General features: G+C 70.9%; 20 protein-coding genes and 1 tRNA gene. 11 read left to right on the top strand and 10 right to left on the bottom strand.

Going from position 1 to position 20,569, the window contains the following annotated elements:
- Positions 1-52 precede the first annotated feature (52 nt).
- Positions 53-856: a hypothetical protein gene (locus OG206_RS19080; RefSeq protein ID WP_327117640.1), complete on the top strand. Its 804-nt coding sequence runs from the start codon at positions 53-55 to the stop codon at positions 854-856.
- 256 nt (positions 857-1,112) lie between these two features.
- On the opposite strand, the gene OG206_RS19075 is transcribed toward OG206_RS19080, so the two are convergent.
- The 7 genes from OG206_RS19075 to galU all read right to left on the bottom strand — a co-directional run bounded on the left by OG206_RS19075 (position 1,113) and on the right by galU (position 6,535).
- Positions 1,113-1,186: transfer RNA gene (locus OG206_RS19075), tRNA-Ala, on the bottom strand.
- An 85-nt stretch (positions 1,187-1,271) separates the two neighbouring features.
- Positions 1,272-2,354 carry a divisome protein SepX/GlpR gene (sepX, locus tag OG206_RS19070; RefSeq protein WP_327117638.1) on the bottom strand — a complete coding sequence of 361 codons (1,083 nt, stop codon included), beginning with the start codon at positions 2,352-2,354 and terminating at the stop codon, positions 1,272-1,274.
- A 163-nt stretch (positions 2,355-2,517) separates the two neighbouring features.
- On the bottom strand, positions 2,518-3,153 hold the full coding sequence (locus tag OG206_RS19065) for a GNAT family N-acetyltransferase (RefSeq protein ID WP_327117636.1): 636 nt from the start codon (positions 3,151-3,153) through the stop codon (positions 2,518-2,520).
- 17 nt (positions 3,154-3,170) lie between these two features.
- Positions 3,171-3,695 carry a MogA/MoaB family molybdenum cofactor biosynthesis protein gene (locus OG206_RS19060; RefSeq protein ID WP_327117634.1) on the bottom strand — a complete coding sequence of 175 codons (525 nt, stop codon included), beginning with the start codon at positions 3,693-3,695 and terminating at the stop codon, positions 3,171-3,173.
- Entirely contained in the window at positions 3,692-4,192 is a 501-nt protein-coding gene (moaC, locus tag OG206_RS19055; RefSeq protein ID WP_327117632.1) for a cyclic pyranopterin monophosphate synthase MoaC, read from the bottom strand. The genes OG206_RS19060 and moaC overlap by 4 nt, the downstream gene beginning before the upstream one ends.
- Positions 4,193-4,317: 125 nt before the next feature.
- Positions 4,318-5,628, bottom strand: coding sequence for a molybdotransferase-like divisome protein Glp (glp, locus tag OG206_RS19050; RefSeq protein WP_327117630.1), 1,311 nt, complete (start codon positions 5,626-5,628; stop codon positions 4,318-4,320).
- 4 nt (positions 5,629-5,632) lie between these two features.
- On the bottom strand, positions 5,633-6,535 hold the full coding sequence (gene galU / locus OG206_RS19045) for a UTP--glucose-1-phosphate uridylyltransferase GalU (RefSeq protein WP_327117628.1): 903 nt from the start codon (positions 6,533-6,535) through the stop codon (positions 5,633-5,635).
- A 106-nt stretch (positions 6,536-6,641) separates the two neighbouring features.
- On the opposite strand from galU, the gene OG206_RS19040 reads away from it, so the two are divergent.
- A complete protein-coding gene (locus OG206_RS19040) occupies positions 6,642-7,235 on the top strand; it encodes a 5-formyltetrahydrofolate cyclo-ligase (protein WP_327117626.1) in 594 nt (197 codons plus the stop codon).
- Here OG206_RS19040 and OG206_RS19035 read toward each other — a convergent pair.
- Positions 7,232-9,985, bottom strand: coding sequence for a penicillin acylase family protein (locus OG206_RS19035; RefSeq protein ID WP_327117625.1), 2,754 nt, complete (start codon positions 9,983-9,985; stop codon positions 7,232-7,234). The two genes, OG206_RS19040 and OG206_RS19035, sit on opposite strands and share 4 nt — an antisense overlap.
- Before the next feature lie 244 nt (positions 9,986-10,229).
- On the opposite strand from OG206_RS19035, the gene OG206_RS19030 reads away from it, so the two are divergent.
- The 6 genes from OG206_RS19030 (at position 10,230) to OG206_RS19005 (ending at position 15,657) form a co-directional block, all read left to right on the top strand.
- Positions 10,230-11,816, top strand: a complete 1,587-nt coding sequence (locus OG206_RS19030) for a potassium/proton antiporter (RefSeq protein ID WP_327122327.1) — start codon at positions 10,230-10,232, stop codon at positions 11,814-11,816.
- 99 nt (positions 11,817-11,915) lie between these two features.
- Complete coding sequence (locus OG206_RS19025) at positions 11,916-12,047, top strand: hypothetical protein (protein ID WP_327117623.1); 132 nt, start codon at positions 11,916-11,918, stop codon at positions 12,045-12,047.
- Between the two features lie 68 nt (positions 12,048-12,115).
- A complete protein-coding gene (locus OG206_RS19020; protein WP_327117621.1) occupies positions 12,116-13,396 on the top strand; it encodes an MFS transporter in 1,281 nt (426 codons plus the stop codon).
- A gap of 66 nt (positions 13,397-13,462) precedes the next feature.
- Positions 13,463-13,822 (top strand): FmdB family zinc ribbon protein, encoded by a 360-nt coding sequence (locus OG206_RS19015; RefSeq protein WP_327117619.1) that lies wholly within the window; start codon positions 13,463-13,465, stop codon positions 13,820-13,822.
- Positions 13,823-13,911: 89 nt separating this feature from the next.
- Positions 13,912-14,760 (top strand): S-methyl-5'-thioadenosine phosphorylase, encoded by an 849-nt coding sequence (locus tag OG206_RS19010; RefSeq protein ID WP_327117617.1) that lies wholly within the window; start codon positions 13,912-13,914, stop codon positions 14,758-14,760.
- 333 nt (positions 14,761-15,093) lie between these two features.
- On the top strand, positions 15,094-15,657 hold the full coding sequence (locus OG206_RS19005; protein ID WP_442805867.1) for an RcpC/CpaB family pilus assembly protein: 564 nt from the start codon (positions 15,094-15,096) through the stop codon (positions 15,655-15,657).
- Between the two features lie 112 nt (positions 15,658-15,769).
- Here OG206_RS19005 and OG206_RS19000 read toward each other — a convergent pair whose 3' ends face one another.
- Complete coding sequence (locus tag OG206_RS19000; RefSeq protein ID WP_327117613.1) at positions 15,770-15,997, bottom strand: hypothetical protein; 228 nt, start codon at positions 15,995-15,997, stop codon at positions 15,770-15,772.
- 367 nt (positions 15,998-16,364) lie between these two features.
- Here OG206_RS19000 and OG206_RS18990 point away from each other — a divergent pair, with 367 nt between their 5' ends.
- From OG206_RS18990 to OG206_RS18980, 3 genes are all read left to right on the top strand, one after another.
- On the top strand, positions 16,365-17,435 hold the full coding sequence (locus tag OG206_RS18990) for a P1 family peptidase (protein ID WP_327117611.1): 1,071 nt from the start codon (positions 16,365-16,367) through the stop codon (positions 17,433-17,435).
- A 122-nt stretch (positions 17,436-17,557) separates the two neighbouring features.
- The gene (locus OG206_RS18985) at positions 17,558-18,310 is read left to right on the top strand and encodes a DUF6227 family protein (protein ID WP_327117609.1); all 753 of its coding nucleotides are present in this window, start codon (positions 17,558-17,560) and stop codon (positions 18,308-18,310) included.
- A gap of 128 nt (positions 18,311-18,438) precedes the next feature.
- Complete coding sequence (locus tag OG206_RS18980) at positions 18,439-19,680, top strand: helix-turn-helix transcriptional regulator (protein WP_327117606.1); 1,242 nt, start codon at positions 18,439-18,441, stop codon at positions 19,678-19,680.
- Here the strand turns inward: OG206_RS18980 and OG206_RS18975 are convergent.
- Positions 19,562-20,563, bottom strand: coding sequence for a sigma-70 family RNA polymerase sigma factor (locus OG206_RS18975; protein ID WP_327117604.1), 1,002 nt, complete (start codon positions 20,561-20,563; stop codon positions 19,562-19,564). The two genes, OG206_RS18980 and OG206_RS18975, sit on opposite strands and share 119 nt — an antisense overlap.
- Between the last annotated feature and the right edge of the window lie 6 nt (positions 20,564-20,569).

Genomic DNA, 20,569 nt, shown 5'->3' with positions numbered 1-20,569 from the left:
TGCACCGCCACGGGCGGCTCACGCCGCAGGACGTTTCAGCAACCCCGCACTCGTGGCCCTGGAAGCGATCGGCGCCGCCGAGGAGGAATGCCATCACCAGGGCGCGATCACAAAAGTCGGTCGGCTCTTCTGCCCCCTCACACCACGCCGCTTGCTCGACCTGTACTCGCAGATCCGCAGCGCCAAGAACGAGCGTGAACGCATCCCGCTTCGAGAGCGGCTGCAGGAGATCGAGGCGTACGCACTCACCCGTAAGGACACACTCGACGATCGCGGAACCGAGCGGTTCGCCTGCCCCATCACCAAGCTCAACTGCCCTTGGGCAAAGGAGCGTGAAGGTCGCGGCGCACCACCGAAGAAGGGGCCCGTACCGGTCGTCATCAACCTCGACGCCCACAGGGAGCGCACCGCGCACCCCGCAAGCCGGCCCACCGTGGAGCCCCCAACCCTGCCGCTCGCCGAACGCCCCAAATGTTGCCGCCAGTCCTCCGTCACCGTGCAGGCGCACGTCATGCCCCGCACGCGCCAGGAGCTGCCCTGGCAGACGCCCTCCTGGGCCCTGGCCTACCAGACGTTGCGTGCTCACATCGAAGGCGGCAACGGACGGCTGAAGTCCGTCGACTCCGCCCTGCACGCCCGCGAGAGGCGTCAGCCTCGTGGTCGCGTCGCCCAGACCCTCCTGTCCGCGATCACCGTCATGGTCCACAACATCAAGGAACTCGAGCAGTACCTGGCCGCGAGCAAGCAGAGCGCGATCACAGGCCTCGACCTTGAGCCGAACGACGTACTTCTCCCCTACCCGACGATCAGCTTGACGGTCCCGCCCCGCTCCCAGGCGCTGAGCCGTAGCCCCTGAGCGGGCACGTTCCGGGTAATTGAAGATCGACACGTCGCGAGACCGCAGGAGCCTGCCTCCACGCCTGCGGTCCCCGCGGCATGTCCGCATCCCGACCCCCGGTCCGTTCCGACGCGGACCGCCGCGCTTCCCAGCGGCCCGGCAGGCTGACTTTCACACAAGCTGGAGCTCAAACGACGAGATCCCGGTCAGACGGTGACCGTCTGACCGGGATCTCGTGAACCGTTCCGGGGTGAACCCGTGAACGGCCCTGCGGTGGACCTGTGGGGATTTGAACCCCAGACCCCCTCGATGCGAACGAGGTGCGCTACCAGACTGCGCCACAGGCCCTTGCAACGAGTGAAACTCTAGCACCCCGGACGGGGTGCTCGGAAATCCGTATCCCGGCAGGTCACCGAGTCGGACGCCCGAGCCGTCACTCGTTGGCGGCGCGGGGCCGGTCGCCGTCGTCGTACTGGTCGAAGAGCGGCGTGCGGCCCCGGTCCCGCGTGCGGCGGGGCTGGCCGGGCCGGCGGCGCGGGCGCGCCTCGGCGTCGGGCTCCGAGGCATCCGGGCGGGTGGGCTCGGCCGGGCTGGAACGGGCTGCGCTCCAGGTCTCCGGGTCGCCGACCTCCACCCCGCCCGTGGCGCGCGGGGCGACGGGGGCGGTGACGTAGGTGGGCAGCGGGACCGGCACGGGCTCCCAGCTGTCGCCCTGGGCGGGGCCGCGCTCGCGCTGCTGGTCGACCCACTCGGCGTGGTCCGTCTGCTCGACGAGGGCGCGGCGGCCCGCCTCCTGCGGGGAGACGGTGGGAGCGGGCGCGGACGCTTCGGGCTCCTCGTCCGGCTCGGCGGGAGCCGACGCCGCGGGCTGGTGCCTGCGGGGGCGGTTCTCGCGGAGCCGTTGCGCGGCGACCTCGGCACGGCGCCGGTCCATGGTGAAGACGAACCGCCGGCGCTCCTGGGCCCGCAGATGCACGATGTACGTGCTCAGCAGCACGGCCGGCACTGCGGGCGCCCACAGGAAGCGGAGCCCGCCCACGGCGGCGACGACCGCGCCGAGCGTGAAGGCCATGAAGAGCATCGTGGTCGTGCGCCGTCGGCGCGCAAGGACCTGCGAGCGCTGACGCCGCTCCCGCTCCGATTCCGCGCCGGAGGGGCGCCGCCGCCGGACCTGTGCCGGCGGCCGGTCCTGCTCGCGTTCGGGTGCCGGGTCGCGCAACCGGGCTTCCGTATGTGCCGGGGGCGCGGAAAAGGCCCGGACGTCGACGGACTCCATACGGTCCGTGACGGCATCCGGGTCCACGCCGCCAGGCGCCTCCTCGGCCCCGCGTTCCCGCAGCTCCCTGGCGTAACGGCGCTCCATGGCCGCGCGTCCGGACAGCAACCGGATGGCGGTGCTGAAGCGCTCCGTGGGACGGGCTTCATTGAGCTCGTCCTGCCTGCGGAGCCACATCGGTACCAAGTAGGCGGCCCATGCCCCGACGATGACTGCGTAGATGAGGCCGCTGCTGCTCACGTCTCACACCGTAGAGGGGTTTGCACGGCAGCATCCGCCAATTGGCCCGGTGTGTCGCACGATCAGGCTCATATGACGGACTTTTTTTGCGATTCTTCGGACCGACAGTCGACGGAAGTTGGGTCGATAACCGTCAGACACCGATCAAATTCGAACACCTATTTCATTTACCCGGTGCGTGCGGCGTATCCCCGGGCGGTTGCGGTGCACTCGCCCGCACCCTGCGCCAACGCCGCAGCAGCCCGTCGGGCACCTCCTCGGCGGTGAGGGCGAAGATCAGGTGGTCCCGCCACGCACCGTCGATGTGGAGATAGCGCGGCCGCAGTCCTTCCGAGCGGAATCCGAGTTTCTCCACGACTCGTCTGCTGGGCGTGTTCTCGGGCCGAATGCACACCTCGATGCGGTGGAGTCCGACCGTGCGGAAACAGTGGTCGACGGCGAGGGCCACAGCCGTGGGCATGACCCCGCGGCCCGCCACGTTCCGGTCCACCCAGTAACCGACGTGGCCCGAGCACATCGAGCCCCACGTGATACCCGCCACCGTCAACTGCCCCACGAGGCGGCCCTCGTACTCGATCGCGAAGGGCAGCATCCGGCCGGCGTTCGCCTCGGCGCGCAGGTGGCGGATCATCTGACGGTAGGTGGGGCGCTGCGCCACCGGACCGCCGGGGGCGGGGGGCGGGACGGTCGCCTCCCAAGGGCGCAGCCAGTCGCGGTTGCGCCGGTTCACCTCGCGCCAGATGCTCTGGTCGCGCAGTTTTATCGGCCGGAGGGTGACGGCGCCGTCGGTCAGGATCACCGGCCAGGTCCGGACGTTCAGCTCGTGCTCCCGGGTCGGGGGTGATCGCCGCCGCGCAGTTGGTCGACGGCGTGCACCAGAAGCCTCCCCAGCACGGCGATCCCGTCGCGTACACCTCCGGTCGAGCCCGGCAGGTTCACGATCAGGGTGCCGTCCACGATGCCCGCGAGACCCCGGGACAGCGCGGCGGTCGGCACCTTCTCCCGGCCCTCCGCGCGGATGGCCTCGGCGATGCCGGGGACCTCCCGGCCGACGACGGCGCGGGTGGCCTCGGGAGTGCGGTCCGTGGGCGAGATACCGGTCCCGCCGGTGGTCACGATCACGTCGTAGCCCGCGGCCACGCCGGCGCGCAGTGCTGCCTCGACGGGGTCCCCGTCGGGAACGACCTGCGGACCGTCGACGGCGAATCCCAGACCGGTCAGCCCGTCGGCGACGAGAGGGCCGCCCTTGTCCGCGTAGACACCGGCGGACGCGCGGTTGGAGGCGGTCACGACGAGCGCGCGGTAGGTGCGGGTGTCCGCGCCGCTGCCGGGCGCGGTCATGCGTCCGTCCCCTCCGGTACGGGGCGCCGGTAGTCCCCGGACTTGCCGCCCGACTTCGCCTCGACCCGGACGTCCGTGATCACCGCGCTCTTGTCGACCGCCTTGATCATGTCGATCACGGTGAGCGCGGCGACCGACACGGCGGTCAGGGCCTCCATCTCGACGCCCGTACGGTCCGTCGTCTTCACGGTCGCGAGGATCTCCACCGCGTCGTCGGCGACGGTGAGGTCGACCTTGACGCCGGAGACCGCGAGCGGGTGGCACAGCGGGATCAGGTCGGGGGTGCGCTTCGCACCCATGATCCCGGCGATCCGTGCGGTGGCGAGCGCGTCGCCCTTGGGGACGCCCTCGCCCCTGAGGAGCTCGACGACACGGGGGGACACGAGGACCCGGCCGCTCGCGCGGGCGACGCGTGCGGTCACGTCCTTCTCCGACACGTCGACCATGCGGGCCGCGCCCGCCTCGTCGATGTGCGTCAGGCTGTTCTGCGTACTCAACTCACTCCGCCTAGCGGTAGGGCGCCGGTTGCCCGCCCGTCCCGCGCGATGCCGCGGGGCGGGCGTCCGGGGGGCTTTCCCCGGTAAGGCACAGCGCCAGATACCGTACCGCCACCGCGACGATGTCAGCGGAGGAGGATCACCTCGGTCTCCGTGCCGGGCTCGGCGGAGGTGACGTCCTCGGGCAGCACGATCAGCGCGTCCGCCTGCGCCAGGGCAGCGATCAGATGCGATCCGGCCCCTCCGACCGGAGTGACGGTGCCCGCCTGCGCGTCGTAGGTCCCGCGCAGGAACTGCCGCTTGCCGGCCGGTGAGGAGAGCGGCCCGTCGACGCTGAGCACGGCCCGGACCTTCGGCCGGTGTACGTCCTCGAGACCCATCAGCGTCAGGATCGCCGGGCGGACGAAGAGCTCGAAGGAGACGTACGAGGAGACCGGGTTCCCGGGCAGCGCCAGCAGCGGCGTGTGGTCGGGGCCGATCGATCCGAACCCCTGGGGCTTGCCCGGCTGCATGGCGAGCTTGCGGAAGTCGATGCCACCGCCGGCCTCGTCCTCGTCGCCCACCGAGGCCAGGGCCTCCTTGACGACGTCGTACGCTCCGACGCTCACGCCCCCCGTGGTGACGACGATGTCGGCGCGGATCAGCTGGTCCTCGATCGTGGCCCGCAGCGTCTCCGCGTCATCGGCGACCGCGGGGACGCGATAGGCGATGGCGCCCGCTTCCCGGGCCGCCGCCGTCAGCGCGAAGCTGTTGGAGTCGTAGATGCGACCGCCGGTCAACTCCTCGCCCGGCTGTGCCAGCTCACTGCCGGTGGAGAGCACGACGACCCGCGGGCGCGGCCGCACGCGCACCGTCGAGCGGCCGATCGCGGCGAGCAGCCCGATCTGCGGCGGCCCGACGACCGAACCCGCGCGCAGCGCCAGGTCACCCGGGCGCACGTCGCTGCCCTTGGCGCGCACGTGGGCCCGCGGCTTGACGGGCCGGTGGATCCGGACCTCGCCGCTCGCACCCTCGGGTGCGTCGCTGTGGGCGCGCATGGTTTCGGCCGGGCCGCCCCCGGTGCCGCCGTCGGTCCACTCCACCGGGACGACCGCCTCGGCACCGGCCGGCAGCGGGGCGCCGGTCATGATGCGCGCGGCCTCACCGGGACCGACGGACCGGCCGTCGGCCAGTCCCCCGTCGCCGGCGGCGACGTCACCGATGACCGTGAGGACGGCCGGGAACTCCTGGCTGGCACCCTCCACGTCGGAGATCCGGACGGCGTACCCGTCCATCGAGCTGTTGTCGAAGGGCGGCAGGGACACCTCCACCACGACGTCCTCGACCAGGACACAGCCCTGGGCCTCGGGCAGTTGCAGCTCGATGGGTTCGAGCGGCCTCACGGCGGCGAGGATGTCGTCCAGGTGATCGTCCACCGACCAGATCGTGCTGCTCAAGCTGTTACAACTCCTCGGTGACGTAACTGCGCAGCCAGGACCGGAAGTCCGGGCCCAGGTCCTCACGTTCGCACGCGAGTCTGACAATGGCACGCAGATAGTCGCCGCGGTCGCCGGTGTCATAGCGACGGCCCTTGAAGACGACGCCGTGCACGGGGCCGCCGACCTTCTCGTCCTCGGCCAGCAGCTGGAGCGCGTCGGTGAGCTGGATCTCGCCGCCGCGGCCCGGCTCGGTGTGGCGCAGTATGCCGAAGATCGCGGGATCCAGGACATAGCGGCCGATGACGGCGAGGTTGCTGGGCGCCTCGGCGGGGTCGGGCTTCTCGACCAGTCCCGTGACGCGCACGACGTCGCCGTCGGTGGTGCCCTCGGTGGCCGCGCAGCCGTACATGTGGATCTGTGACGGCTCGACCTCCATCAGCGCCACGACGCTGCCCCCCTCACGCTCCTGGACCTCGACCATCCGGGCGAGCAGCGGGTCGCGCGGGTCGATGAGGTCGTCACCGAGGAGGACGGCGAAGGGCTGGTCGCCGACGTGCGGTGCGGCACAGAGCACGGCGTGGCCGAGGCCGCGGGGGTCGCCCTGGCGGACGTAGTGCATGGTCGCCAGGTCGCTGGACTCCTGAACCCGGGAGAGGCGTTCGGCGTCGCCCTTGCGGGTCAGTGCGGACTCGAGCTCGTAGTTCCGGTCGAAGTGGTCCTCGAGGGGACGCTTGTTGCGACCGGTGATCATCAGCACGTCGGAGAGGCCCGCTGCGACGGCCTCCTCGACGACATACTGGATGGCGGGCTTGTCGACGACAGGCAGCATCTCCTTGGGAGTGGCCTTGGTGGCCGGCAGGAACCGGGTGCCGAGACCTGCAGCTGGAATGACAGCTTTGCTGATCCTGGGGTGCGACTGAGTCATGCGAAGCACTTTAACCGGTGTGTATGGGCGGAAGATGAGCATCCGGTTAACTTCGCCCTCATACATACACATTAACGAGCTATGTGAGCATCTGTTGAACCATGACATGTCCCGAAAGGCGCTGCTGCGGCGTGAACTGCTCGCCGCGCGCAGGCTGCTCACCCCCGAAGACGTGAAGAACACCGCTTCGGTTCTCGCCTCGACGGCTGCGGTTCTTCCCGAACTCGCCGGAGCCCGGACGGTGGCGGCCTACGTGTCCGTCGGGCGGGAGCCGGGGACCCACGTACTCCTGGACCTGTTGCGCGCCCGCGGCGTACGCGTCCTGCTGCCGGTCCTCATGGCGGACAACGACCTGGACTGGGGCGTCTTCGAGGGTGCGGACCGCCTCGTCCCCGCCGGCCGGGGGCTGCTGGAACCGGACGGCCCGCGGCTCGGGCCCGGGGCGGTCCTCGAAGCGGACGCGGTCCTGCTGCCCGGCCTCGCGGTCGACGGGCGCGGGATGCGGCTGGGGCGCGGCGGAGGCAGCTACGACCGGGTGCTGGCCAGGCTGTCGGCCGCCGGGGCGCATCCCGCCCTGGTGGTCCTTCTCTACGACGACGAGGTGGTCGCGCGGGTTCCCGAGGAACCGCACGACCACCCCGTGGACGCCGTGGTCACGCCGGCCGGAGCGCGGCGGTTCCCACCCGAGGGCAGACCCTAGGGTTTCTTGAGCGTCAGGGTGTCGACGGTCGAGCCGTCAACGCCGCCCTTCGTGTAGGACCAGTCGAGCAGTTCCCCGTCGGCCCACTTGTCGGTCTGGTCGGTGTAGTGGGAGCTGAAGGCGTGACCGGAGGCGCCGGTCAGGTTGATCCAGCGGGACTTGTCCCAGTCCCCCACGTTGACGACCATCCGCATCGACGGCACCCAGATGACGCCGTAGCCGCCCGCCGCGTTCCAGCCGGAGGCGTTGACCGCCGCCTCGCCGCCGCCGAGGTCCCAGGGGCCGCGGTTGAGGGCCCGCTGCAGAAGGCCGGGGCCCTCCTTGCCGAGCGTCTGGTTGCGCAGCGTGAGCTGGTGCAGCCGGCCCCAGCTCCAGGTGCCGACGTCCTTGCCGAGTTCGGCGGTCAGCTCCCAGCGGGCGTCCTTCATGGCGCGGGCGAAGAGCTCGTCACGGTTGTCGATCGCCTGCTCGCGCCCCTTGGCCGGGACCTTCCACCAGTCGTTGTCCTGGTCGTCCATGATGCTCTCGACGACCTCGTACCAGCGGTCGCCACCGTCGGGCTGCGCCGCGTCCGGGGCGCGCTGCCCGCATTCCCGTACGAGCTTGCCCTCGTCGTCGACCGGTCCGGAGCCCGCGACCGGCTCGACGTAGATGCAGTCGCCCTTGGCCCGCATCTCCTTGGGCAGCTTGTTGCCGAAGGCCAGCTTGAGGATGTTGCGCCAGACGCCGTTGAAGTACGCGGCCGGCGCGGAGTCGGACTCCTGGGTGTAGTCCCAGCCCTCCAGCAGCTTCTGCGTCTCACGGACGCTCTCGTCGGAGATCTGGATCTTCAGCAGCTCGGGCACGAGCTCCGCGGCGATGGCGCTGTGGTTGTCCATCTGCAGCTGCTGCATGTCGTCGGTCGAGATCTTCTCGCCGCCCTTGATCTTCGACCCGATGAGGTCGTTGATCCGCTGGCTGCGTACGCCGTAGCCCCAGTCCTTGGTGAGCAGGTGGGGGTACGTGTCCTCGTCGATGACGGCCTGGTTGGCGGTGACGATGTAGCCGCGCTTCGGGTTGTACTCGTACGGCAGCTCGTCGAAGGGGATCGGCTCCTTCTCCCAGCCGTAGTCCGACTTCCAGCCGGGGCTGGGGTGCGTGCCGTCGTCGCCTTTGAGACGGACCGGGATCTTGCCGGGCGACTGGTAGCCGATGTTGCCCTTGGTGTCCGCGTAGATGAGGTTCTGCGACGGCACCTCGAAGTGGGCGGCCGCCTTGCGGAAGCTCGAGAAGTCCTTGGCGCGGTTGATCTCGAAGACCGCGTCCATGGAGTGGCCGGGTTCCAGTGCCGTCCACTTCAGCGCGACCGCGTACCCGTCACCGCGGTCGGGTGCGGAGTTGCCGACGGGGGCCTTCTTGCCGACCTTCTTCAGCTCGTTGCTGCGGTCGGAGAGGAGGGGGCCGTTGTTGGTCTCGCGGACGGTGATCTTCCGGCTCTTGCCGCCGGCGACCTTGATGGTCTCCTCGCGGGTGTCGAAGGGCTTGGTCTTGCCGTCGTACTGGTAGCCCTCGGCGGAGACCTTCTCCAGGAAGAGGTCGGTGACGTCGGCACCGAGGTTCGTGAAGCCCCAGGCGATGTCCTGGTTGTGGCCGATGATCACACCGGGCATCCCGGAGAACGTGTAGCCGGCCGTGTCGTACTTGCAGGTCTCCGAGACCTGCCGGCAGTGCAGCCCCATCTGGTACCAGAGCGAGGGCAGCTGCGGCGCCAGGTGCGGGTCGTTGGCCAGCAGGGGCTTCCCGGTCGTCGTGTGTGCGCCCGAGACGACCCAGGAGTTCGACCCGATGCCGTTGCCGTTCGGACCGAGCAGCGCCGGGATCTCGTCCAGGGTGTCGGAGAGCGCGGAGAGCTGTGTGTTCACACCCGCGGTCGCGCCCTGCACGGTCTGGGACCCGATGCTGTCCGACGGCTCGGCCTGCGGATCGAACTTGCCCGTGACCGGGTCGATCGCACCCTGGTCGACGATCGGCTTGTTCTTCTTGTACGGGTAGTCCGGGTAGAGGTCCTTGATCTCCTTGTCGCTGAGCCTGCTGGTCATCAGCGAACGGTCGATCTCGTCCTGCATGTTGCCGCGCAGGTCCCAGGCCATCGCCTTCAGCCAGGCGACCGAGTCGACCGGGGTCCACTCGGTGGGCTTGTAGTCGTTGGTCAGCCCGAGCGCGGCGTACTCGACGGAGAGGTCCTTGCCGTCCTTGCCCGCCAGGTACGCGTTCACCCCGTCCGCGTAGGCCTGGAGGTTCTTCTTCGTGTCCTCGTCCAGGACCGTGTCGTACTCCTCCTGCGCGACCTTGCGCCAGCCCAGCGTGCGCAGGAAGGAGTCGGTCTCGACCTGCCCGGCGCCGAACATCTCGGAGAGCCGCCCCGAGGTCATGTGGCGGCGTACGTCCATCTCCCAGAAGCGGTCCTGGGCCTGGACGAAGCCCTGGGCGCGGAAGAGGTCGCTGTCGGTGTCCGCGTAGATCTGCGGGATCCCGTAGTCGTCGCGCTTGACGTCGACGTCACCGGAAAGACCCTTGAGCTCGATCGATCCGGTGGTCTGCGGGTAGGAGGCCCGGACCGTGGAGACGGACCAGAACGCGCCGTAACCGACACCCGCGACGAGCGCCAGCACCAGGACGATCACGAGCAGGCGGGCGCGTCGCCCCTTCTTCTTCCCGCCCGCCGACTTCACATCGACAGGCTGGGGAGGCGCGGTGGTGTTGGCGGGCATCGCTGTCCTTCGAGGGGCAGGGTGGTCCTGGGCGTGCTGGAGCAACCATAGGCGCCCCGCAGAAGCCACTCGGACGCGGTATGGGGATGCATCCATTTGCGCACCGCTTCGCACGGACACTCGAAGGCGTCAAGAAAGCGTTAAAGATTAGGTAAGGTAACGAAGTAGTGGCCGCCGGAGGCCGATCCGGAAGGCGCACGCAGGGAAGGAACGGACCCTGACTGTCCACGCGCTCAATGAACTTCTGCTCGTCTGCTCGGTCGTCCTGCTGGTCGCCGTCGCGGCCGTACGCATCTCGTCCCGCAGCGGGCTCCCGAGCCTGCTCCTGTACCTCGGCATCGGTATCGCCATGGGTCAGGACGGCTTCTTCGACGTCAAGTTCGACAACGCCGAGCTGACCCAGGTGATCGGCTACGCCGCCCTGGTCGTCATCCTGGCCGAGGGCGGTCTTGGCACGAAGTGGAAAGAAGTGAAACCCGCACTGCCGGCCGCGGCCGTGCTGTCGACGGTCGGCGTGGGCATCAGCGTGGGCGTCACCGCGAGCGCGGCGCACTACCTCGTCGGCCTCGACTGGCGGCAGGCGCTGATCATCGGCGCCGTCGTCTCCTCCACCGACGCGGCGGCCGTCTTCTCCGTGCTGCGCAGGGTCCCGCTCCCCTCACGGATCACCGGCGTCCTGGAGGCCGAATCCGGCTTCAACGACGCCCCCGTGGTCATCCTGGTGGTGGCGTTCTCGACCGCCGGCCCGGTGGATCACTGGTACGTGCTGGTCGGCGAGATAGCCCTGGAGCTGGCGATCGGCGCGGCCATCGGCCTCGGGGTCGGCTGGCTCGGCTCCCTCGGGCTGCGCCATGTGGCGCTCCCCGCCTCCGGCCTCTACCCGATCGCCGTGATGGCCATCGCGGTGTCCGCGTACGCGGCCGGGGCCATGGCCCACGGCAGTGGGTTCCTGGCCGTCTACCTGGCCGCGATGGTCCTCGGCAACTCCAAGCTCCCGCACTGGCCGGCCACCCGCGGGTTCGCGGACGGGCTCGGCTGGATCGCCCAGATCGGCATGTTCGTCCTGCTCGGTCTGCTGGTCACCCCGCACGACCTCCTCGACGACTTCTGGCCCGCGGTGGTCGTCGGACTGGTCCTGACGGCGGTGGCCAGACCGCTGTCCGTCTTCATCAGCCTGGCGCCCTTCCGGCTGCCACGCCGCGAGAAGGCGCTGATGTCCTGGGCCGGGCTGCGCGGAGCCGTTCCCATCATCCTGGCGACCATTCCCATGGTGTCCGGGATCGAGGGCAGCACCCGGGTCTTCAACATCGTCTTCGTGCTCGTCATCGTCTACACGCTCATCCAGGGTCCGACCCTGCCGTGGCTGGCGAAGGCCCTGAAGATCTCCGAGGACCCCTCCGAGACTGCGGACCTGGGCATCGAGTCCGCCCCGCTGGAGCGGCTGCGCGGCCATCTGCTGTCGGTCGCGGTGCCCGGCAGGTCCAAGATGCACGGCGTGGAGGTGGCGGAGCTCCGGCTGCCCGCCGGGTCGGCGGTCACCCTCGTCGTACGGGACGAGAAAAGCTTCGTGCCCGCGCCTTCGACCGTACTGCGCCGGGGCGACGAACTCCTCGTGGTCGCCACCGACCCGGTACGCGACGCCACGGAGGCACGGCTGCGCGCGGTGGGCGAGGGCGGCAAGCTGGCCGGCTGGCTGGGGACGGACGGCGTCGTCCGCCGCACCAGCGGCTCGGGGGACGTGCCGCACATCGCGAAACTGGCCAAGAGGCTCGGCAGGAGCGGTGACGACCGGCGGGGTGAGCGGGCGGGCGACCGACGGTCCCACCGCTGATCGGAGGCCGGCTCCTCACATCCGTACGCAATCGCAGGTCCACCGGCACGGAAACCTGTAAGATGAAGGACCGGATCTTATGATCCACACGATTCGAACTTGATCGACCAACTCTGCCTGATGCAGAGCTGGCGCGACCGTATGGCGGTCGTGGCGCCTTCGCCTCTGGAGCGAGCGCCCGGCATCTACCGCAGCCCGCGCGAAGAGGACAGCTCTCGGCAGCCCCCGTGAGCCCTCGCACCCAGGTGCGGGGGCCTTCCCCGGGAGCACGGCCACCAGGCGGCAGAAAGGCATGGACCGTGGCGTCCACGGTCTCCGACCGCCCCGGATACGGGCAGTTGCTGCGCACCCCGCGTGCGTGGACCTTCCTCCTCCCGGGCTTCGCCGCCCGGCAGCCCTTCGCGATGCTGACCATCGGCATCGTCCTCCTGGTTCAGCACACCACCGGCTCGTACGGCAGTGCGGGCGCGGTGGCCGCCGTGTCCGGCGTCGCGATGGCCCTGTTCGCTCCGCAGAGCGGCCGGCTGGCCGACCGCTTCGGCCAGCGCATCGTGCTCCTGCCCGGCGTCGTGGTGCACGCCGCCTCCGTCGGCGTACTCACCGCACTCGCCCTGGCGGACGCACCACTGTGGGCGCTGTTCCTGGCCGCCGTACCCACCGGGGCGTCCATCCCGCAGGTCGGGCCCATGGTGCGGGCCCGCTGGGCCGCACTGCTGGGCGCCGCCCCGGGGCGTCCCGCCTCGCCCCTGATGGCGACGGCCGCCGCCTTCGAGTCGGTGACGGACGAGTTCACCTTCGTCATCGGCCCCGTCCTCGCGACGGCGCTGTGCACGGGCGTGCACCCGTCGGCCGGACTGATCGCGGAGGCGGCGCTGACGCTGTTCGGCGGCATCCTGTTCGCCGCGCAGCGATCCACCCAGCCCGAACCCAGGGACACCGCGTCGGCGGCGGAACCGCACCGCTCGGCACTCTCCGTGCCCGGCGTGCGCGTCCTCGCGATCAGCTTCCTCGGCATCGGAGCCGTGTTCGGCGGCATGCAGGTCTCCCTGACGGCGTTCTCCGAGGAGATCGGCCGCCCGGGCGTGAACGGGCTGCTGTACGGAGTCTTCGCGGCCGGCAACATGCTGGCCGGCATCGCCTGCGGGGCGATCGCCTGGAAAAGCAGCCCCCGCCGCCGGCTGATCGTCGGTTACGTGGCTCTGACACTGACCGCGTCCGGCCTCTGGGCCGTGCACTCGGCTCCCCTGCTGGCGGGCCTCGGACTGATCGTCGGACTGTGCATAGCCCCGGCCCTGATCAGCGGGTACACGCTCGTCGAGGCGCTGGTCCCGGCATCGGCCAGGACCGAGGCCTTCACCTGGCTCACCGGTGCCGTGGCGCTCGGCCAGGCGGCCGCCGTCACCGTGGCCGGGCGGCTCGCCGACGCCCACGGCGCGAGCACGGGTTTCCTGGTCCCGCTGGCCGGCACCGCGCTGGCCCTGGCGACCCTGCTGGCCCTGCGGACGCGGCTGACACCGCGGTCCCCGGGACGCACGGTGGCGCGTGGGATCGGTCACCGCGAGCCGGTCACGGTGGACTGATCGCTCGGAATACGTCAGTATGGAACGTCGTTAGCACTCACTGAGTGAGAGTGCCAGGAGGAGCAAGTGCCGACCTATCAGTACCAGTGCACCGAATGCGGCGAAGGCCTCGAGGCGGTGCAGAAGTTCACCGATGATGCCCTGACCGTGTGCCCGAACTGCGAAGGACGCCTGAAGAAGGTGTTCTCGGCGGTCGGCATCGTCTTCAAGGGTTCCGGTTTCTACCGGAACGACAGCCGCGGCTCCTCGTCGAGCAGCACGCCGTCCACGTCGACGGCCAAGGCGACCGGGTCGACCGGGTCGACGAGTGGATCGTCCTCGACGGCGACGTCCGGCTCGGAATCGAAGCCGGCCGCTTCGGCGTCGTCCTCGGCATCCTCCTCGGCTTCGTCGTCCTCGTCGTCGAGCGGTACGTCGGCGGCCTGAGGCCACGCGCGTACACCACACGTTTCACAGGGACCCCTCCGATCGACTCGGCGGGGTCCCTGTCGTGCGTGCCCCGTTAGTGTGACCGCATGGTCAACGCAGACACGGCTACAGCGGACATCGGCGTCATCGGCGGCTCGGGGCTCTACTCCTTCCTCGAGAACGTGACCGAGGTCCAGGTCGACACCCCGTACGGAAAGCCGAGCGACTCCCTCTTCCTGGGCGAGATCGCGGGCCGCCGGGTGGCGTTCCTCCCGCGCCACGGCCGCGGCCACCACATGCCGCCGCACCGCATCAACTACCGGGCCAACCTCTGGGCCCTGCGCTCCGTAGGGGTGCGCCAGGTGCTCGGCCCCTGCGCCGTCGGCGGTCTGGCCCCGGAGTACGGACCGGGCACCCTGCTCGTACCGGACCAGCTGGTCGACCGCACCAAGACCCGCACACAGACCTTCTACGACGGCGAGACCCGGGCCGACGGGGTCCAGCCGAACGTCGTGCACCTCGGTTTCGCCGACCCGTACTGCCCGGCGGGACGCAAGGCCGCCCTTGCCGCGGCACGCGGGCGCGACTGGGAACCGGTGGACGGCGGCACGCTCGTCGTGGTCGAGGGGCCCCGCTTCTCGACCCGGGCCGAGTCGCGCTGGCATGCGGCGATGGGCTGGTCCGTCGTCGGCATGACGGGGCACCCGGAAGCCGTGCTCGCCCGCGAACTGGGCCTCTGCTACACGACGACGACGCTGGTCACGGACCTCGACGCGGGCGCCGAGGCCGGTGAGGGCGTCAGCCACGCGGAGGTGCTGAAGGTGTTCGCGGCCAACGTGGACCGGCTGCGCACGGTGCTCTACGACGCGGTGGCGGCACTCCCGGCGACCGAGGACCGCGACTGCGTCTGCGTGCACGCACTGGACGGGCTCGACACGGGCATCCCGCTGCCTTAGCGAGGGGCCGGTGCGGGCGCGGCGGGGGCACGGTACGGGCCCGGCACTGCGTGGCTTGGCACCGTACGGGCCCGGCACTTCCGCAGGCTCGCTCAACCGCAGGCCGTATGACGCCGAGCGGCCACGCGGCAGCCTGACGCCTCACGCCAACTCGTGCGGGTGGCCACGTTTTCCACATGGCGCGGGATGTCCACAGGGCCGAGCGGGAAATCCACCGGCGGTGGATCGTGAGGGGAGTCGGGCGGGAACACCGCCGGGCTCCCCTCACGGTTGTCCGCGTGGGCCCCGTCACGGAGGTCGCGCGGACTTCCCTCACGTCAGGTGGTGTTGGCCATGTTCCCGTCCGTCCCCGATACACGTCCCCCACTTCCCGCCCCCTGCGGGATCCCGCCCTTCGCGCCGCTGCGCGTGCGCGGCGGCGGCAGGAGACGTGTCCGGCGGGCGTTGCGTGCCAGGCGCAGGGCGCTCGCGGTGGGTTTCGCACTGGCTTCGGCCGTCCTCGCCGCGTCGGAAGTGAGCGGGGACAAGGGAGCTGCGGCGACCGCCGGGGCCCCTCAGCGAGAACCGGAGCGACGACAGGCCGTTCGGCTCGTGTCCGCTCCGGTGCGGATCGCCGACGCGGCGACCGTCGGACTGCTGCGGCCGGGGGACCGCGTCGACGTCATCGCGGCGGTCGGCGGCGACGCGGAGGCGAAGGTGGTGGCCCGCGATGTGCGCGTGGCACAGGTGCCGCACAAAGCAGCCGCCGGGTGGCCGTCGCCCCAGGAAGCGGAGAACGTGCCGGGTGGGGACGGCGGCGCCTTGGTGGTCCTGTCCGTGGGAAGGGACACCGCGAGGACCTTGGCCGGCGCGGGGGCCGTGGGCCGGCTCGCGGTGGCGGTGACCCATGCCGGATAGCGGCGGCAGCACGCCGGTTCAAGTCGGACGTGCCCGACAGGACGGTCCATGCGTGGAGGAAGGCCCACCTGTGAGCGAGAGGAAGCCGTCCCGACGGCGTGGCAGGCCGTACTCAGATGTGGTGAGGCGGCTTCTCGTCGAGGAAACGCGCGAGATCGGCGGCGCTGTCACCGGCCGGAGCCCGCTCGCCCCACCCCCGGTCCGTGTCGTCCGAGGACTGCCGGTCCAGCGGATCGTCGAAGTTCAGAGCCGGCGGCTTGGGCCGGGGCTCCCGCGGCGGCTGTTCCTGCGACTGCTGCGGCTTCGCTTCTCGCGATCCGGAGGTGGGGGCGGTACTCATAGGTCCAGGGTACGGCGGACGCCCGGCGGTCCTTCGGGTCGAGCAGCCACAGCCTCAGGACGACGAGGAACGACACGCACAGGAATCCCGCGCCCCACCAGGTCGTGCCGATGCCGCCCTCCGTCCATATCCGCCCGAACCCATCCATACGCTCACGACCGCCGACAGCCGGCCCACGACGACACCCAGGGCCGGGACCAGCCGGGCCGTCAGCTTCGCCGAGCGCTCGGGTTCCTGCTCCGATGCCACGCGCCCCTCCCCTGACACGCCCCCTCCCCTGACACGCCCCTCCGCCCCACAGGCCGCCGCCTGTACGTTCGCCGATGGACGGACCGGCAAGCACCGCCGCACCCCACGAGGAGTTCCGATGACCGACGAACTGCCCGCTCCCGGCCCGCTGGACGCCCTGACGGACGTGGCCGGCATCCGTGTCGGTCACGCCCGGGTGCCGGGCGGGCGTGCGCTGAGCGGAACCACCGTCGTCCTGGCCCCGCAGGGCGGGGCCGTGGCAGCGGTGGACGTGCGCGGCGGCGGACCCGGCACCCGGGAGACGGACGCCCTCGATCCCCGCAACCTCGTCCAGCGGGTCGACGCGATCGTCCTCACGGGAGGCAGCGCCTACGGACTCGACGCGGCGTCCGGCGTGATGGCCTGGCTGGAGGAGCAGGGGCGCGGCGTCCGCGTCGGAGCCGACCCCGCGCAGGTGGTGCCGGTGGTACCCGCCGCCTGCCTCTTCGATCTCGGCCGGGGCGGTGACTGGCGGGCCCGCCCCGACGCCTCGACCGGACGGGCCGCAGTGGAGGCGGCGGCATCGTCCGAGCCGGGCGCACCCGTGCCAGAGGGCTCGGTGGGTGCGGGGACGGGCGCCGTCGCCGGACGGCTGAAGGGCGGCGTGGGCACGGCGAGCCTGCGCCTCGCCTGCGGCGCCACGGTCGCCGCGCTGGCCGTGGTCAACGCGGCGGGCTCCGTGCTCGATCCGCGGACCGGTGTGCTCTACGGCGAGTACGGCACCGGAGAGCCGCCCGCGTACCCGGACCCGGCGGTACACGCGGCAGCGGAACGCCGGCTGGCGGAGGTCCAGGAGGCGCGGCGCGACAGCGCGCAGGGGGACCTTCCGTTCAACACCACGATCGCCGTGGTCGCCACCGACGCCGCCCTCACCCGGGCACAGGCGCAGAAGCTCGCGGGCGTGGCGCACGACGGCCTCGCGCGCGCCGTCCGGCCCGTCCATCTGCTCACCGACGGGGACACGGTCTTCGCCCTGGCCACCGGTCGGGTACCGCTGCCGCCGGAGCCCGTGGCGGCCCTCAACGAGATGCTGGCGGCGGCCGCCGACGTCTTGGCCCGCGCCATCGTCAAGGCCGTCCGGGCGGCCCGGGGTGCCGACGGCCCCGGGGGCACCTTCCCCTCCCACCGCGAGCTCTACGGACCGTCGTGAGGGGTGTGGGAACTTTCTGCGTGCACGGTACGTTTTTTGCGAACCCCGGTCACGATGTCAGACCCAGGGACTACGTTATGCACGCATCGGGTAACACGCGGCGACGGCCTGGAGAGAGCACCTTGAGCGATCCGTACGAGACAACCGAGCAGCACCTCGAGCGACTCCTGCGATGCGCCCTCAACTCCTTCGATCTGTCCGACACCACGGTCGACCGGCTCGGCACGGCCCTGGCGCACAGCAGTTCCCTCTACTCCTCCCATCACAGTGCCGCTCTGCACCACGAGACCTACCGGCACACCTACCTCCTCTCCGACGGCACCGCGCTCACCCTGTGGGAGCTGGTGCACGGCGGCGGCAGGGGCACCCCAGAGACCTCGGTCCGGCACGAGCTGTACGACGACGAGGGCGACGCCCGCGTCGCCGCCGCGCGGCTGGCGGGCAGCTTCTGGGATTCCGCCTCGGCGCCGGGCGACGACAGCCTGCGGGAGGATCTCGAGGTTCTCACCCTGCTGATGAGCGTCCCCCCGGCCCCCGTGCCCCGGATGTACGCCCAGGACGACTCGGCGGACCACGCCCGTCGCGTCCTTCGCCGCGCGGAGAACGGCGACCGGCCGGGCCCCGCGACCGCCGGGCGGCTGCGGGCCGCCTTCGCCCACCACATCACCCAGATCTTCGGCCGCCAGTTCCACGTCGACGGACGGGACGCGGGCTTCACTCTCTACGAGCACGCCTTCCTGCTCCTGGACGGCACCGAGACGAGCCTGTGGGAGGTCGAGCACACGGCCACACCCGACGGCCGCCACATGTGCGAGGTGTACGACGACGAACAGTCCGCGCGCCGGGCCATGGAGAACCGCACCCGGATCTGCTGAGCCGGCGTGCAGCGCGGACGGGTTGTCCCGCCGCCCTGCACCCGCACACTGCCCGACAGTCCGCACGGCGTCCCGCAGGTTGTCCGACAGTCCGGAAGGCGGGCCTGGGGGCGCGGCATCCTGGGCGCATGACGGACACCCCAGCACGCCTGCTGACCTTGCTGTCCCTCCTTCAGACGCCGAGGGAGTGGCCGGGCAGGGAGCTGGCCGAGCGGCTGCAGGTCAGCCCGCGCACCATCCGCCGCGACATCGAACGGCTACGCGGCCTGGGCTATCCCGTCGAGGCGTCGCGCGGATCGGTCGGCGGCTACCGCCTGGTGGCCGGTGCCGCCATGCCTCCGCTCCTGCTGGACGACGAGGAGGCGGTCGCCATCGCGGTGGGCCTGCGAGCCGGGACCGGGCATGCGATCGAGGGCATCGAGGAGGCTTCCGTACGGGCACTGGCCAAGCTGGAACAGGTCCTGCCGTCACGGCTGCGCCACCGGGTCTCCTCCCTGCAGAACGCCACGATGCCGCTCACCCTGGGCGACGGCGCGACCATCGATCCGCGGATGCTCACCACGATCGCGTCGGCGGTCACCGGGCGGGAGAAGCTGCGCTTCGCCTATCGGGCGGGGGACTCCACCGAGTCCAGGCGGCAGGTCGAGCCGTACAGGCTGGTGAGCACGGACCGGCGCTGGTATCTCATCGCGTACGACATCGACCGTGAGGACTGGCGTGCGTTCCGGGTGGACCGGGTGAGCGAGCCGTTCGCCACCGGAGCCCGCTTCCCCGCCCGGGAACTGCCCAGCGGGAGCGGGGACGCCGCGGAGTTCCTCACCCGCTCGATGTCCCGGACCCGGCCGGAGCAGCACATCGACGTGACGTTCCGGGCTTCCGCGGAGGTCGTGCGGGCGCGGCTGCCCGCGGGGCTCGACGAGCCGGAGCCCTCGGGCGAGCACCGCTGCCGCCTGCGCGTGGTCTGCTCGGACTCCCTGGAGTGGGTGGCGCTGCGGCTCGCCCTGCTGGAGTGCGAGTTCGAGGCGCACGGGCCGCCTGAACTGGTGGAGCACCTCGGCGCCCTGGGGGCCCGCCTGGTCCGGCGGCATCCTGCGGCGCGGTCGCACGGCCGACATGAGGTCGTGGAGTGGACATGGATGAGCCCCGGCGCCGGGGGGGGTGGGCGCCGGGACTCAGCTCATGGGACCGGAAGGGAGACCGGTCGTCGGGCCGGTGCGAACCGGCTTGATGGGGAGATTACGGGTTATCGGCTCACGCCGCAGCGTCAAAGCCCGTGTCGTGAGCCATTCGCTTCAATTCGAGTAGTGCGTGCTTCTCGATCTGGCGGATCCGCTCTCGTGTCAGGCCGTGCTGCTTGCCCACCTCGGTGAGGGTCCGCTCCCGGCCGTCCTCGATTCCGTAACGCATCCGGATGATCGAAGCGGTGCGGTTGTCGAGCTTGCCGATCAGTTCCTCGAGCTCCTCGCTGCGCAGCAGCGTCATCACGGACTGCTCGGGCGAGACGGCGGAGGTGTCCTCCAGCAGGTCACCGAACTGCGTGTCCCCGTCGTCGTCCACGGACATGTTCAGGCTGACCGGGTCGCGCGCCCAGTCCAGGACGTTGCTGACCCGCTCGGCCTTGGTGTCCAGCTCGGCCGCGATCTCCGTGTGGTCCGGGTCGCGCCCGTGCTCACGGTTGAACTCGCGCTGCACGCGCCGGATCCGGCCGAGCTCCTCCACGAGGTGCACGGGGAGGCGGATGGTGCGGGACTGATCGGCGATGGACCGGGTGATGGCCTGCCGGATCCACCAGGTGGCGTACGTGGAGAACTTGAAGCCCTTGGCGTAGTCGAACTTCTCGACCGCGCGCACCAGGCCGGCGTTCCCTTCCTGGATGAGGTCGAGGAGGGGCAGACCCGCCCTCGGGTAGCGCCGGGCCACGGCAACGACGAGCCGGAGGTTGGACCGGATGAATATGTCCTTGGCGCGCTCGCTCTCGGCGACCAGCGCCGCCAGCTCCTCACGCGTCGCTCCGCCGGCTTCGCTCTCCACCTCGCCGTCGAGGATCTGCTGGGCGAAGACGCCCGCCTCGATCGTCTGGGAGAGCTCGACCTCCTTGGCGGCGTCGAGCAGAGGTGTGCGTGCGATCTCGTCCAGGTACATGCCGACCAGGTCGCGATCGGCGATCTCCCCGCCCACGGCGCGAACACTGCTTGCCCGGTCGGTCCCGCCGGTGCTGGCGGACGAACGACGAGCGACGGCACGGGTTGCCATGCGAGC

The organism is Streptomyces sp. NBC_01341 (genome assembly GCF_035946055.1).
Taxonomy (GTDB): Bacteria; Actinomycetota; Actinomycetes; order Streptomycetales; family Streptomycetaceae; genus Streptomyces.
Note: the sequence above shows the minus strand (reverse complement) of the source record. Positions and strands in the feature narration are given on the sequence as shown.

Excerpts from the sequence above, each read along its gene's own strand:
- OG206_RS19060 (WP_327117634.1), bottom strand. The coding sequence starts at position 3,695 with ATGACCGCGCCCGGCAGCGGCGCGGACACCCGCACCTACCGCGCGCTC.
- galU (WP_327117628.1), bottom strand. The coding sequence starts at position 6,535 with ATGACTCAGTCGCACCCCAGGATCAGCAAAGCTGTCATTCCAGCTGCA.
- OG206_RS19040 (WP_327117626.1), top strand. The coding sequence starts at position 6,642 with ATGTCCCGAAAGGCGCTGCTGCGGCGTGAACTGCTCGCCGCGCGCAGG.
- OG206_RS19035 (WP_327117625.1), bottom strand. The coding sequence starts at position 9,985 with ATGCCCGCCAACACCACCGCGCCTCCCCAGCCTGTCGATGTGAAGTCG.
- OG206_RS19010 (WP_327117617.1), top strand. The coding sequence starts at position 13,912 with ATGGTCAACGCAGACACGGCTACAGCGGACATCGGCGTCATCGGCGGC.
- OG206_RS19005 (WP_442805867.1), top strand. The coding sequence starts at position 15,094 with ATGTTCCCGTCCGTCCCCGATACACGTCCCCCACTTCCCGCCCCCTGC.
- OG206_RS19000 (WP_327117613.1), bottom strand. The coding sequence starts at position 15,997 with ATGAGTACCGCCCCCACCTCCGGATCGCGAGAAGCGAAGCCGCAGCAG.
- OG206_RS18990 (WP_327117611.1), top strand. The coding sequence starts at position 16,365 with ATGACCGACGAACTGCCCGCTCCCGGCCCGCTGGACGCCCTGACGGAC.
- OG206_RS18980 (WP_327117606.1), top strand. The coding sequence starts at position 18,439 with ATGACGGACACCCCAGCACGCCTGCTGACCTTGCTGTCCCTCCTTCAG.
- OG206_RS18975 (WP_327117604.1), bottom strand. The coding sequence starts at position 20,563 with ATGGCAACCCGTGCCGTCGCTCGTCGTTCGTCCGCCAGCACCGGCGGG.